A 13,433-nucleotide genomic window follows, 5' to 3' on the forward strand; every position below is an offset into this window, starting at 1 on the left:
ATGACCGACACCCGTCCCGCCCGTCTCGTCGTCCTCGTGTCGGGGACCGGATCGAATCTCGCGGCGCTCCTTGAGGCCTGCCAGGACCCCGCCTACGGAGCCCGGGTCGTGGGGGTCGTGGCCGACAAGGACTGCGCAGGCCTGGAGCACGCCCGCAGCGCCGGCGTGGAGACCACGGTCGTGGCCCTGCGCGACTACCCGGCGCGCGGGCACTGGGACGTCGCGCTGGCCGAGGCGGTCGGCGTGCACGACCCCGACCTCATCGTGTGCGCGGGCTTCATGAGGCTGCTCGGCGCCGCCTTTCTTGAGCGCTTCCCCGCGATGGTGGTCAACACCCACCCCTCCCTGCTGCCCGACTTCCCCGGCGCCCACGCGGTGCGCGACGCCCTGGCCGCCGGTGCCCGGCGGGCAGGGGCGACCCTGTTCTGGGTCGATGAAGGCGTCGACACCGGCCAGCACATCGCTCAGGTCGAGGTGCCGGTGCTGCCCGGCGACGACGAAGAGAGCCTGACAGCCCGGATCAAGGCGGCTGAGACCCCCCAGCTCATCGAGCAGGTCGGCCTCCTCGTCCGCTCAGCGGGCCCCGGACGCCCCTGAGCGGCTCGGTCTGTCGTCTCGGGCGCACCGGCTGGTACAGACACGACTTCCCACACCGGGGCGAGGGGGAGGGCTGAGAATCGACGAGGAGGAGCGGGACCCAGCTGGACGCGGCACCCGGGTGCGCTTGTGTGAGCACCCCATTTTGCAACAGGGTTAGTGGCCTTGGGCTTCTTCTGCGTCGTCGGTCAGGTAGGTCACGGTGCGTACGAGGTCGAAGGGGTCGGCCGAGCTGGTGGTCGTGATCGTGCCGGTCACCGGCTGGCTGGTGCCGCCCTCGGGGGTGAAAGTCGCCTCCCAGGTGGTGGTCACGGTGATGACGACGTTGCTGCGGGTGCCGGTGTAGTCGTGGTAGACGGTGTGGTTGGGGTAAGGAGCCCCCTGATCAGTGGTCGTGGTGGCGGTGCCGTCGCCCCAGTGGAAGCGGTAGGACACCGGCGTGGCGGTCACCGTCACCGGCACCCCGGCCACCGTCGTGCTCAGGGTCCGGGAGTCAGGACTCGTGTAGGCGATGACGATGATGTCCACACGCGCCTCAGGACCCGGCGGCTGGCGCCACAGACCCGAACCCTCTACCATCAAACGCGACACATCCGTGGCCGTCACCACCACGGAGTCGGCCTCAGAGGGCGTGACCGCTGTCTTCATGCACTTCCAGCCAGTCGTTTCCTGCCCGTTGGCGTCCGTATAGGGCATCTGCACGAGAGTCCCACCCCCGCACACCGTACCCCCGTCCCGATACACCTGCCCACCAGACGGACCCGCCCCAGATGACGGCGCCGATGACTCGGTTGAGGACCGGCCTGTCAACGTGATGCTGGCGTCTGACCCTTCGGCCATAACCGTTCCGGTAGCTCCCTCCTTGTCGTTGCTGTATGCGCGTCCGGCGGGTAGGACATTTGCGAGCACCAGCAGGAGTACTGCTGCGGCGATGCGTGCGCGTTTCACCCCTCCTCTCCTTCCTCGATGACTTTTCCTCCCTCGACAATCCAGCGATCGCCTTGCCAGTAGACTTGGATCAGTAGGGTTGCGTCTTGGGCTTCGACGACGATGGTTCTACTGGGTCGGTCACGGTGTGTGGTGTGTTCGGGCGCCGTGAGGTGGAGTTCGACGACCAGCCTGTTGGGGTCAGCAGGGTCGGTTCCGTAGGAAAGTGCGGTGACCTCCTGGGTCCACATGTCGGACCATCCGCCGCTTGCGTGGAGGTCAGTGACGTTGGTGATGACGGAGTTGCAGAAGACGCAGTCGTCCTCGCTCATCTCCTTCCAGGTCGTCAAGTCCCCCGTGGTGTAGGCATAGGGGTAGAGACTGAGAAAATAGACAGCAGTCGCCTGTGCTCCGGCCGGTGACTGCTCGTCCATGCCTACCAGGCGGCTGGGCTCGGGGGTGGCCATCGCTGCGTCGTATGACGCCTGCTGCTGCGAGGACAGGGGCGGTACCCACGAGGGGGTGCCGGACTCCGATGCCTGGGCGGACGCCTGACCGGAGGCGCCCGCCGTGGGGGCCGATGAGGCGGTCGCCGTGCCCGAGGCGGAGGGGCGGGCCTTCGGTGAGGGGGTAGCCGAGTCGGCTCCGGAGTCGGAGCAGCCTCCCACGCCCGCGGCCGCCACGAGGACCAGCGTGCACGCGAGAGCCCCCACACGCTGTCGGGAACGAGCCAGTCGTGTCATGAACCAGGACATCAGACCACCGCCATCGGAGATCAGACCAGAACAGGGACGCGCCCGAGACGCGCCACCGCATCTCAGACAACCCAACACTACCCCGAGCACACCCACGAACACCAGACCTCACCCGAACCTGTGGACAACCGCGCCAGGATCCGCACACCCCAACTGGCTTCCGCCCGCGGGGGTCGGCACCGTCGAGGGGACCGGGGGCGCGGGGTTGGTAGACTCGGCCCGGCCGCGACTGGCGAGGGTGGACCACCACCGGGGAGCGGCCGCCGATCATCGGACCGGGACGTCGCCCGCCTGGGCGTCCCGCCACCAGATCGCACAGGAGCGCCCGTGAGCAGCACACCCGCCACCGTCATCCCCACCGCCCCCGTCCCCACCGACGGGCTGGTCAACCCCGAGCGCGTGCCGATCGCCCGGGCGCTGGTGTCCGTGTACGACAAGACCGGACTGCTCGAGCTCGCCTCGGCGCTCGTCGAGGCCGGGGTCGAGATCCTGTCCACCGGCTCGACTGCCGCCACCATCGCCGCAGCCGGCCTGCCGGTCACCCCTGTCGAGGAGGTCACCGGCTTCCCCGAGTGCCTCGAGGGCCGGGTCAAGACGCTCCACCCCCACGTCCACGCGGGCATCCTGGCCGACCGCCGCAAGCCCGACCACCTCGCCCAGATCGAGAGCCTCGGGGTGGCCCCCGTCGACCTCGTCGTCGTCAACCTCTACCCCTTCACGAGCACGGTCGCCTCAGGTGCGCCCTTCGACGCCTGCGTCGAGCAGATCGACATCGGCGGGCCGGCCATGGTGCGGGCCGCCGCGAAGAACCACCCGGGGGTCGCCGTCCTCACCGACCCGCAGGACTACGACGAGCTGCCCGCCGCCCTGGCCGAGGGGGGATTCACCCTGGCCCAGCGCCGCCGCCTGGCAGCCCGCGCCTACGCCCACACCGCCGCCTACGACGCCGCGGTCGCCACCTGGTTCGCCCAGCAGGTCGAGGAGGAGGCCGCCGAGGACCCCAGCGCCCCCTCCGCGCTGCCCGCCTACGTCGGCGCCGGGTACGAGCGACTGGCGGCCCTGCGCTACGGCGAGAACCCCCATCAGCGCGCCGCCGTCTACACCCTGCTCGGTGCCAGCGGGGGAGTGGCGGGAGCGCGCCAGCTCCACGGCAAGGCGATGAGCTTCAACAACTACACCGACACCGACGCCGCCCTGCGCGCCGCCTACGACCACGGCCAGACCGTGGCTGTCGCCGTGGTCAAGCACGCCAACCCCTGCGGCATCGCGGTCTCCCCAGCCGGAGACGTCGCCGAGGCACACCGCAGGGCGCACGCCTGCGACCCCGTGTCCGCCTACGGCGGTGTCATCGCCACCAACGCGACCGTGACCGCAGCCATGGCCCGCCAGATCGCGCCCGTGTTCACCGAGGTCGTCGCGGCACCCGCCTTCGATGCCGAGGCCGTCGAGATCCTGTCGGCCAAGAAGAACCTGCGCCTGCTCCTCGTCGAGCCCCCGAGCGTCGAGGGCTACGAGATCAAGCCCGTCTCCGGCGGGGCGGTCATCCAGGAGAAGGACGCCTTCCAGGCCGGCGACGCCGACCCCGCCTCCTGGACCCGTGTCGCCGGACCGGCCGCCGACCCGGACACCCTGGCCGACCTGGCCTTCGCGTGGCGGGCGGTGCGCTCGGTCCGGTCCAACGCCATCCTCCTGGCCTCCGAGGGCGCCACCGTGGGAGTCGGCATGGGGCAGGTCAACCGCGTCGACTCCTGCCGCCTGGCCGTCGAGCGCGCCAACACCCTGGGCGCCCGTGAGACCGGTGACGCCGCCGGCACCGCCGAGCGCGGCGCGGTCGGCGGCGCCGCGGCCGCGGAGGTGCTCAGCGACTCCGCCCCCGAGCGCGCCCGGGGCGCCGTGGCCGCCTCAGACGCCTTCTTCCCCTTCGCCGACGGGCTGCAGGTCCTCATCGACGCCGGGGTGCGCGCCGTGGTCCAGCCCGGAGGATCCATCCGCGACGAGGAGGTCATCGCCGCGGCCCAGGCAGCCGGCGTGACGATGTACCTGACCGGCTCCAGGCACTTCGCCCACTGAGACCGGCCCCTGCGGCCAGCCGCTACAGTGGGCACCGTGACCCAGGACCCCAGCACCGGGCAGGACCACGGCGTCCACCCCGATGACCCGCTCGCCGGGATCACCCCGCTTCCCCGGGGCGAGCGCAACCTCGCGCCCTACAGGACCCTCGGCGTCGTCCTCGTGGCCGGAGCGCTCGCGGCGGTACCCGCCCTGACCCTCCTCGGGCACGGGCGCTGGGCCGTGACCTGGCTCGGGCTGGTCGTGGGGGTCCTGGCCCTGCTGCGCCTCCAGAGGCCCGAGGGAACCTGGATCGCCGCACGAGGACGACGCTTCGACGTCGTGGCGGGCCTCGTCATGGCGGCCACCCTCGTGCTCCTGGCCCCCTACGCCGACCTGCCGCGCGTGCTGTGACACCGGGGCGGCCCCGCGCCCCACAGGTGTCGTGTGGATTACACGACCTGCTCCGGCTCGCTAGCCGATCGTCCTGGGCGGCGCCCCGCTCCTGCCCGTAGGCTCGGGCCATGGGCTGCGCCCCGTGCGGCCTCAGCAACGTCCCGAAGGAGTCCTTCATGGCCAACGCCCCCGTCAACGTCACCGTCACCGGTGCCGCCGGCAACATCGGTTACGCACTGCTCTTCCGCATCGCCTCGGGCGCCCTGCTCGGGCCCGACCAGCGCATCAACCTGCGCCTGCTCGAGATCCCGCAGGCCGTCAAGGCCGCCGAGGGCACGGCGATGGAGCTCTTCGACTCCGCCTTCCCCGCCCTGGGCACGGTCGACATCTTCGACGACCCCGTGCAGGCCTTCGAGGGGGCCAACATCGCCTTCCTCGTCGGGTCGATGCCCCGCAAGGCGGGCATGGAGCGCGCCGACCTGCTCTCGGCCAACGGGGGCATCTTCGGCCCCCAGGGCGAGGCGCTCAACGCCGGCGCGGCCGACGACGTCAAGGTCCTCGTCGTGGGCAACCCCGCCAACACCAACGCCCTCATCGCCGCCTCCCACGCCCCGGACATCCCCGCCTCCCGCTTCACCGCGATGACCCGCCTGGACCACAACCGCGCCCTGGCCCAGCTGGCCGCCAGGGCCGGATGCCACGTCTCGGAGATCGACAAGGTGACCGTGTGGGGCAACCACTCCACGACCCAGTACCCCGACCTCACCCACGCCACCGTCAACGGCGCGCCGATCCCCGAGATCCTCGCCGACCGCACCTGGGTCGAGGAGGACTTCATCCCCACCGTCGCCAAGCGCGGTGCGGCCATCATCGCCGCGCGCGGCGCCTCGTCGGCTGCCTCGGCCGCCTCTGCGGCCATCGACCACGTGCGCGACTGGTGCCAGGGCACGACCTCCTCGTGGACCTCCTCGTCGATCATGTCCGACGGCTCCTACGGCGTGGCCGAGGGCATCATCTCCTCCTTCCCCTGCACCGCCGTCGACGGCGAGTGGAAGATCGTCGAGGGCCTCGAGATCGACGACTTCTCCCGGGCCAAGATCGACGCCTCGGCGGCCGAGCTCCTAGACGAGCGGGCAGCCGTGGCCGAGATGGGCCTCATCTGAGGCGCGCCGGAGCGAGCCAACCGCTGACGGCCCGCACCTGACCGGGGCCCGTCCCACGCCCGCGACCAGCGAGCCGGACGGGCCCCGCTCCTGTGCCGCCTCGGCGCAGCCGCGCAGGAGGCGGGCACCGGCCGGGTGCCGGGATATGGTCGACCCATGGCACGCCGCCGCTCATCCAGGCGCCCCTACAGGGCCGAGCACCGCCCCCTCGACCTGAGGCGGTTGTCGTCCATGCCCAGGACCCAGACCGGCCCCGGCGGGGCGGAGTTCACCGTGCGTCACGTGCGCGGAGGCGACAAGCCCTACACCTGCCCGGGATGCCACCGCGTCATCGCCGTCGGCACGCCCCATGTCGTGGCCTGGTCCAACGAGTCCCTCTTCGGTGCCGACCGCGGGCTGGAGGAGCGCAGGCACTGGCACACCTCCTGCTGGGAACGGCGGCTGTGGTGAGCCCTCACGCTCAGGCCAGCGGCTGCGCCGCGCGCTCCTCCCAGCCCGGCAGGAGACGGTCCAAGGCCATGCGCAACGGCATGACGTCCCCGTCCCGTCCGCCCTCACCCAGGGTCATGGGCACCGGCTCGCTCCTCGGCGCGGCCCCCAGGAGGCGCTCGCGCAGGCCCAGGGGCTGGACGAGCACGTAGAAACGTCCCTCGACGTCGATCGCCACGGACCTGTCGCCGCGCAGGTACCAGCCGGTCAGACCCGTGCGCGCCGTGCCCCCGCCGTAGCCGCGCACCCTCAAGGGCACCGGCTCCAGGCCCTCAGAACGGGCGACGTCGACGAACGACGCGACGATCCGGGCGGCACGACGGTGCTCAGCGTCCTGGCGCGCGTGCAGCATCCGGGCGCGCTCGGCCGCAGCCTGCCTGCGCCGCGCCGACCACTGGCTGCCCTCCGTGTGGCTGCCCTCCGTGTCCGCCGGGGACGAGCCGTCCCGGCCCGACCGGCCCGCGCCCCTGTCCGGGGCGGTGTCGCCGGGGTCCTCCGGCGGGACGGCAGGGGAGTGCTCGCTGTCAGGCAGGCGAGAGGAAGGACAGGACATGGTGTCAGCCTACGTCCCGGTTCGGGGTGCCGAGGGCCGGGAGGTGTCGCAGACTAGAGGTATGACCACCTCAGCCCGGCTGCGCATCTCCCTCGACTCGAGCTCGCCTGAGCCCGTGTTCTCGCAGATATGCTCAGCGATCAGCTCTGAGGTGACCTTCGGCAGGCTCCAGCCCGGGATGCGCCTGCCCACCACCCGGGCGCTCGCCGCAGAGCTGCAGGTGGCGGTCAACACCGTGGCCAAGGTCTACCGCGAGCTCGAGATCGCCGGGTTCGTCGAGGGCCGGGGGCGCCAAGGGACCTTCATCGTCGACCAGTCCGGGACGGCCGGGGAGCGCGAGGCGCTGCGCTTCACGACCTCGATGCGCGATCTGGGCCTGACCCGGGAGCAGGCCCTCGCCCTGGTCGAGCGGGCCTGGGGCTAACCCCGCCGGGGGCACCCGCCCCGGCCGACAGCACGCAGAACGCGCCCGTCCCGGAGCGGGGACGGGCGCGTTCTGCCGGGCCTCAGCGGCGTGAGGAGCCCCGGGGCGGCCTGGGCTGACGCGGCGCCGAGCCCGAGGGCCGGCGGCCCGAGGACGACTGCTTGGCTGCGGTCGTCGTCCTCGCAGCGCCAGGAGCCGCCTGGGCTGAGGCGGGCGAGGAGGCGGCCGCCTCGTCCTCGGCGGAGGGCGGGGGCGCCGGGCTGTCCTGGGCGTCCTGTGCGCCAGGCTCGGAGGACGGGGCGGTCTCGCCGTCGGTCGGCTCGTCCTCGCCGTCCTGCGCGACCGCGTCCTGGCCGGCCTCCTCCTCGGGGACCTCGTCCTGGCCGCCGGATGCGGGCGAGGAGTCCAGCGCCTCGGAGATGACGTCGGAGAAGACCGACACGTGGGGCAGGACATTGCCCAGGACCCCGCGCATCTCCTCGAGGTAGTTGGTCACGGAGTCGCGCTGGCGCTCGAGCTCCTCGACCTGCCGTGCCGCGGCCGAGACCTCGGCGTCGGCGTCGACCCGGGCATCGGCCATGATGCGGGTCGCCTCCTCCCGGGCCTCGCGCAGCGTGTCCTCAGCCTGCCGCGTCGCGGCCTCCTGGCGGGCCCGGACGGCCTGGTCGGTCTCGGCCCGCACGGCCTCAGCCCGGGCAAGCGCCTGCTCGAGGCGCTGCTCGGCGTCAGCCGCCTGCTCCTCAGCCCGCTGCGTCATCTCCGCCAGCCTGGTGCGCGTGGCCTCGTGCGCCTCGGCGTCCTCCCTGGCCGCCGTCTCGTGGGCGTGAGCGACCTCAAGGGCAGCCTGCTGGCGCAGCTCAGTGGCCTCGGTCCGGGCGGCGTCAGCCTCAGCCGCCGCCGAACGGCGCAGGGACTCCGCCTCGGAGCGCGCCTGGGACAGCAGGGACTCGGCCTCGGCCCGCGCCTTGTCCAGGGTCAGGCGGGCCTCCTCCTGCGCGGTGGACACCGTGGACTCCGCCTGCTCCGAGGAGCTGCGCCGCAGCTCCTCGGCCTCGGCGGCAGCCGCCTCGCGCAGCGCCGTCGCCTCACGCTCGCTCGAGACCTCGAGCTCGGTGGCGGTCTTCTTGGCCTGGGCGACGATGAGCTGGGCGTCGCGCTCGGCCGAGGCGCGCGCCTCGGCCGCGGTCGTCGAGACCTCCGAGGTCAGCTGGGCCGCCCGCCGCTCAGCGGTCACGACGAGCTCGCCGGCGCGGGCCTCGGCGTTGGCCAGGGTCGTTGAGGCCTCCGCCTCGGAGCGCGTACGCAGCTCGGAGGCGTCGCGCCGGGCGTCGGACAGGAGCGTGGCGGCCTCGGCGGCGCTGCGCTCGGCCAGGTGGCGGGCGTTGGAGCGGGTACGGCTGAGCAGGGCGTTGGCCTCGGAGTTGGCCTTGGACAGGATGGCTGCCGACTGCTCCTCGGCGCTGCGCAGCAGCTGCTCGATCCGGGACCCCAGCCCGGCGTAGGTGGGCTTGTCCGACTCGCGCAGACGGCGCTGGGCGTCGGCGAGCTCGCCGGCGAGCGTCATCGCGCGCTGGTCCAGGCTCGCCACCTCCCTGCGAGCGTCTGCCAGCTGCCGGTTCAGCGCCTCCAGGCGCTGGTCGACCTGGGCGCGGTCGTAACCGCGCATGGTGATGGCGAACTCCTCGGTCCCCTCGGCCACGTCACTCCTCCTCCTGGCGGGCCGAAGCGGCGCCGCTCACCGGGCAAGGTTATCGCGCTGACAAGCGTGCTTGAACCGCCCTGGCAAGGACGATGAGTGCGCCGGAGGGCTCGGTCACGCGACGGTCACGGCGCTCAGCGGACGCGGCGCCGCCAGGACAGGGCGAGACCTCCCTGACACAGCCCTGGGTCCAGTCCGCGACCGCCCCGAGAAAGCCCCGAGATTGCCCCGGTATCGCCTCAGGATCGCCGTCAACCCGCCCCGGCGCCGCGGCGGGACGAGGCCGGCGCCGTGCCGCTGTCGTGCCGGGGCCGGTGCGCCGAGGGGGACCGTCACGGCGAGGACGAGGGGACCCAGCCGTGACCAGACTGTGACCCGAGTGCTCTCGCGGCCGGGCACCGCATGCCGCGCTCCGGGTACCGGGACGCCAGTGGACGACGCCGTCCCGCGGGAGCCCGGGGGTGCCGCGGGGTCAGTGCGAGCGCCCACGAGGGTGACGGGCGGGTCGGGACGGCGTCGACGAGCATTGAAGAGGCGGACCTATGGCTTCCGCTCATGGCGCAGGAACCTGTGATCTTTGCCGGGAACGGTGCGGCGAGGTCTCACGGCGTGGGATTCTGACAGTCGATCGTGCCGCAGCAGCGGTCGCCACCACGTGGTGACCCGGGGCACGGACCGGTCGCCAGCCGGTCAGCCATGTCCACAACCACGAGGAGAGCCGCGTCGTGAACCGACGGATCCTGAGCGTGATCATCGCCGTGCTCGGCCTGATCGCCATCGCCCTGGCAGTGTGCTCGGCCACCATCTGGCGGCCCAGCTCGACCGCCCAGGCGAGTCTTGCCGCCGCGCCCACCCAGAACTACGTCGTCACCGAGCCCGGCGTCCTCAGCCTGGTCGACTCAGACGTGACGGTCACGGCCACCGCGGCCTCCTCCGACGAGGACGTCGTCATCGCGGTCGGCCACTCCAGCGACGTCAAGGCTTGGCTCGCCACCGACCCCTACGTGTCGGTCACGGGCCTGACGGACTGGGAGACGCTGAAGTCCACGGAGATCACGACGACCTGCCAGCTTCCCGCCACCCAGCCCACCGAGGCCCCCTCCGCGGCCTCCACCGACGCCGCGACCGCAGCCGCCAGCGACGCCGCCACCGCCGCGGCGAGCTCGGGAGAGTGCACCGCGCTGGAGAGCTCCGGCGCCGACCCGACCTCATCTGACCTGTGGCTGGCTACCGAGGCCGGCACCGGCAGCGCGACCCTCGAGCTCGACGCCACCGACACCGACCTTGTCGTGCTCGTGGCGACCAACGGATCGGACCCCGCCCCGCAGGTCTCGCTGTCCTGGCCCAGGTCGGTGTCCACCCCGTGGCTGGTTCCCGGTCTGGTCGTCGGTGGCCTGCTGCTGCTGGCCGGGGTCTTCCTCTTCCTCGTCGACATCCAGGTCCGGCACGCGGACGCCCAGCGCAGGGCCCGGGCAGCCGAGCGCGCCGCCCGCCTGGCGCGCGCGGACTCGGTGTCCACGGCCGGGATCCCGCAGGTCACCGACCCCGACCGGCCGCTGAGCCGCAGGGAGCTGCGCGACAAGGAGCGCGCTGAGGCAGCGGGCGAGGAGTGGATCGACCCGCGCACCGGGCAGGTCTCCCGCGGTGGCGTCGAGGTGCCGGCCGTGCCCGCCGCCCCTGCCTTCGACGCGGACTCGACCTCAGTCCTTGACGCGGACTCCACCTCGGTCCTCGAGGCGGGGGCGACCCCCGCCGAGGCCGGGTCCCCGGCGGCAGGACCCTTCCCCGCAGGTCCGGGTGCCCCTGTTGCGCCCGCCCCGTCCCCGGGCTCTCCGGTCACGCCGGTCCCTGGGCCCGGTGGCCCCGTGCAGCCCGCCCCGTCCCCGGGCTCTCCGGTCACGCCGGTCTCTGGGCCCGGTGGCCCTGTGATGCCCACCCCGTCCCCGGGCTCTCCGGTCATGCCGGCCCCCTCGACCGGTTCCCCGGTCATGCCGGCCCCCTCGACCGGTTCCCCGGTCTTCCCGGTGCCCGCTGCGGGCGAGCAGGCAGGCGCGGGCGCCCCGGTGGGACCGGCCCGTGGAAGCGCCGTCGTCCCGGGACTGTCCCAGCAGGACGCAGCGGCCTACCGTGCGGGCCGCGAGGTTCCCTCGGCCCCCTTCGCCGTGACCGACCAGGAGCCCGACGCCCCGGGCGCTCAGACGACGGGCCCGGCCGCCGGCACGCCCGTGACCGACCCCTCCGAGGAGGAGCACGCATGATGACCAGCCGCCGAGCACTGCTCACAGGTGCCGCCGCCACGGCTGTGGCGGCCGCCCTGGCCGCCTGCAGCAACGAGGTGCCCACGAACTCGGCCGCCACGACCAGCCCGTCAGCGCAGCCGGTGCTGGACTCCGAGCGCCTGACCACCATCCTGGCTCGGATCCAGAAGGGCATGGACGCCGCCGACGCCGAGAAGTCCCCTGACGCCCTGAGCGGGTACCTCACCGGCCCGGCAGCCAGGGTCCGTGGGGAGCAGTACACGATCGCCACCGCGACCGGCGACGACACCCGGGTGCACACCTTCACCACGACGCCGAAGGCGGGGACCGTCGGCCTGACCACGCAGTTCCCCCGCACCGCCCTGGCGGTCACCGAGGTGGCCGAGGGGGACTCGGTCGAGTACCTCCTGGCCCTGACCCAGGACTCCGCGCGGGATGACTTCCAGCTGTGGGGGTGGGCCCGTCTCTTCGCGGGGGTCGTGGTCCCGGCGACCGCCGCTCCCTCCGTGGGTGCCGAGCAGATCGAGGCCGACGCCACGGGCCTGGTGGCGACCCCCCAGGAGGTCCTGGACCGCTACGTCGACGCGCTCAACAACCCCGAGGGGGACAACGGCAAGGCCTTCGCCGACGACCTCCTGCGCCAGACGGTCGCCACCGCCCGTGCCACGGACTTCTCCGGCATGGGTGAGGCCACCGTGACCGCGACAGCGGGCACCGACGGGTTCAAGGGGCTGCGGACCGCCGAGGGCGGCGCACTGGTCATGACCGCCTTGCGCTACGACCGCGTCTACAAGAACACGGTCGCCGGCTCGACGATCAGCGTCGATGACGCCGCGGGCGCGCTCATGGGCGACAACAAGACGGTCGTGGGCACCGTGACCGCCTCCTACGACGTCATGATCGCCTTCTCGATCCCGCCCGAGGGGTCCGACACCAACGCGGTCGCGCTGGGCATGGACAGCGTCATCGCGGGAGTCACGCGCGATGACTCCCAGGCGCCGACCGGCTGATCGTCCCCCCTGCCGCGCCCGTCCCGCCGTGCGGGACGGGCGCGCACCTGCCTGTCAACACCGGGCCCCGCCCGAGAAAGGTTGTGTCCATGTCCATGTTCGGAGCCGTCGACCTGTCCTCCTTGGCCTCGACCCCTGCGCAGCAGGCACCCGCGGGCTCCTCGGGAGCCGGAACGGCACCGCAGGGCGGGTTGCCCGCCCCTCTCGTCGTCGATGTCGACGCGACCTCCCTGCGTGACGTCGCGGAGGTCTCCACCCAGGTCCCGGTCGTCCTCGTCGTGTACTCGGCCCGTTCCCAGGCCTCGGTCGATCTCGCCACGACGCTTGAGCGGCTGACCCAGGAGCACGCAGGCGCCTTCGAGCTCGCCCGCGTGGACGCAGACGCGGCCCCCGAGGTGGCCCAGGCCCTCCAGGTCCAGGCCGTCCCGACGGTCCTGGCGCTCCTGGCCGGACAGCCGGTACCGATCTTCCAGGGAACGATCTCCGAGGAGGAGCTGCGTGGCGTGCTCGACCAGCTCCTTGCGCTCGCCGCCCGCAACGGGGTGACCGGGCGCATCGCCGTGGACGGCGAGCCCGCCCCTGCCCCGCAGGAGGAGACCGAGGTCGAGCGCGAGGCCCGTGAGGCCATCGAGCGCGGCGACTGGGCCGGTGCCCAGGCCGTCTACGACAAGGCCATCGCGAACAACCCGGCAGACTCCCAGCTCGTCGTCGCCCGCGACCAGGTGCGCATGATGGGCCGCCTCGACGGTCAGGACCCGGCGGCCCTCCTGGCTGCCGCCCAGGCTGATCCTGCCGATCTCGACGCGGCGCTCGCCGCCGCCGACGCCGCACTGGCCCTCGGAGACGTCGAGGGCGCGCTCGAGCTCGTTCTCGAGGCCGTGCGCACCCACACCGGTGCCGATCGGGACCGGGCCCGCCTTCGCGCCCTGGAGCTCTTCGGGGTCATCGGCGCCGACGCACCCGAGGTGGTCCGGGCCCGGCGCCGGCTGTCCACCCTCCTGTTCTGACCCGCTCGTTTCTCGGGTGCCCTCGGATGCGCACCGACCGGTGCGCACCCGAGAGACACGCGGCGGGGCCGGCCACTGTCACCAGTGGCCGGCCCCGCCGCGTGAG

At 72.9% G+C, this 13,433-nt stretch carries 13 protein-coding genes and 1 riboswitch; of the genes, 9 read left to right on the forward strand and 4 right to left on the reverse strand.

Translation table 11 applies throughout. The annotated features are described in order from the left end of the window. The gene (gene purN / locus EL245_RS12520; RefSeq protein ID WP_126383608.1) at positions 1 to 597 is read left to right on the forward strand and encodes a phosphoribosylglycinamide formyltransferase; all 597 of its coding nucleotides are present in this window, start codon (positions 1 to 3) and stop codon (positions 595 to 597) included. Between the two features lie 156 nt (positions 598 to 753). Here purN and EL245_RS12525 read toward each other — a convergent pair whose 3' ends face one another. Together EL245_RS12525 and EL245_RS12530 are read right to left on the reverse strand one after the other, a co-directional pair. Beyond that, positions 754 to 1,125 (reverse strand): hypothetical protein, encoded by a 372-nt coding sequence (locus EL245_RS12525; RefSeq protein ID WP_232009780.1) that lies wholly within the window; start codon positions 1,123 to 1,125, stop codon positions 754 to 756. Positions 1,126 to 1,541: 416 nt separating this feature from the next. Further along, the gene (locus EL245_RS12530; protein WP_126383612.1) at positions 1,542 to 1,991 is read right to left on the reverse strand and encodes a DUF6318 family protein; all 450 of its coding nucleotides are present in this window, start codon (positions 1,989 to 1,991) and stop codon (positions 1,542 to 1,544) included. Positions 1,992 to 2,494: 503 nt separating this feature from the next. After that, positions 2,495 to 2,583: riboswitch (ZMP/ZTP riboswitch) on the forward strand. Between the two features lie 23 nt (positions 2,584 to 2,606). On the opposite strand from EL245_RS12530, the gene purH reads away from it, so the two are divergent. From purH to EL245_RS12550, 4 genes are all read left to right on the forward strand, one after another. Next, a complete protein-coding gene (gene purH / locus EL245_RS12535) occupies positions 2,607 to 4,349 on the forward strand; it encodes a bifunctional phosphoribosylaminoimidazolecarboxamide formyltransferase/IMP cyclohydrolase (RefSeq protein ID WP_126383614.1) in 1,743 nt (580 codons plus the stop codon). Positions 4,350 to 4,385: 36 nt separating this feature from the next. After that, positions 4,386 to 4,742 carry a DUF3017 domain-containing protein gene (locus tag EL245_RS12540; protein ID WP_331852811.1) on the forward strand — a complete coding sequence of 119 codons (357 nt, stop codon included), beginning with the start codon at positions 4,386 to 4,388 and terminating at the stop codon, positions 4,740 to 4,742. A gap of 158 nt (positions 4,743 to 4,900) precedes the next feature. Further along, positions 4,901 to 5,887, forward strand: coding sequence for a malate dehydrogenase (locus EL245_RS12545; protein WP_126383616.1), 987 nt, complete (start codon positions 4,901 to 4,903; stop codon positions 5,885 to 5,887). Positions 5,888 to 6,043: 156 nt separating this feature from the next. Further along, positions 6,044 to 6,337, forward strand: a complete 294-nt coding sequence (locus tag EL245_RS12550; protein ID WP_126383618.1) for a hypothetical protein — start codon at positions 6,044 to 6,046, stop codon at positions 6,335 to 6,337. A 10-nt stretch (positions 6,338 to 6,347) separates the two neighbouring features. On the opposite strand, the gene EL245_RS12555 is transcribed toward EL245_RS12550, so the two are convergent. Beyond that, on the reverse strand, positions 6,348 to 6,929 hold the full coding sequence (locus EL245_RS12555) for a hypothetical protein (protein WP_126383620.1): 582 nt from the start codon (positions 6,927 to 6,929) through the stop codon (positions 6,348 to 6,350). A gap of 61 nt (positions 6,930 to 6,990) precedes the next feature. Here EL245_RS12555 and EL245_RS12560 point away from each other — a divergent pair, with 61 nt between their 5' ends. Continuing rightward, entirely contained in the window at positions 6,991 to 7,353 is a 363-nt protein-coding gene (locus EL245_RS12560) for a GntR family transcriptional regulator (RefSeq protein ID WP_126383622.1), read from the forward strand. Between the two features lie 82 nt (positions 7,354 to 7,435). Here EL245_RS12560 and EL245_RS12565 read toward each other — a convergent pair whose 3' ends face one another. Beyond that, complete coding sequence (locus EL245_RS12565; protein WP_126383624.1) at positions 7,436 to 9,052, reverse strand: DivIVA domain-containing protein; 1,617 nt, start codon at positions 9,050 to 9,052, stop codon at positions 7,436 to 7,438. 725 nt (positions 9,053 to 9,777) lie between these two features. Here EL245_RS12565 and EL245_RS13445 point away from each other — a divergent pair. From EL245_RS13445 to EL245_RS12580, 3 genes are all read left to right on the forward strand, one after another. Next, positions 9,778 to 11,310, forward strand: coding sequence for a hypothetical protein (locus EL245_RS13445; protein ID WP_161512727.1), 1,533 nt, complete (start codon positions 9,778 to 9,780; stop codon positions 11,308 to 11,310). Then, positions 11,307 to 12,320: a hypothetical protein gene (locus EL245_RS12575; RefSeq protein ID WP_126383626.1), complete on the forward strand. Its 1,014-nt coding sequence runs from the start codon at positions 11,307 to 11,309 to the stop codon at positions 12,318 to 12,320. Before EL245_RS13445 ends, EL245_RS12575 begins: the two co-directional genes overlap by 4 nt. A gap of 89 nt (positions 12,321 to 12,409) precedes the next feature. Next, positions 12,410 to 13,327 carry a tetratricopeptide repeat protein gene (locus tag EL245_RS12580; protein ID WP_126383628.1) on the forward strand — a complete coding sequence of 306 codons (918 nt, stop codon included), beginning with the start codon at positions 12,410 to 12,412 and terminating at the stop codon, positions 13,325 to 13,327. The last annotated feature ends 106 nt before the right edge of the window (positions 13,328 to 13,433 follow it).

Source organism: Actinomyces howellii (assembly GCF_900637165.1).
Classification (GTDB): domain Bacteria; phylum Actinomycetota; class Actinomycetes; order Actinomycetales; family Actinomycetaceae; genus Actinomyces; species Actinomyces howellii.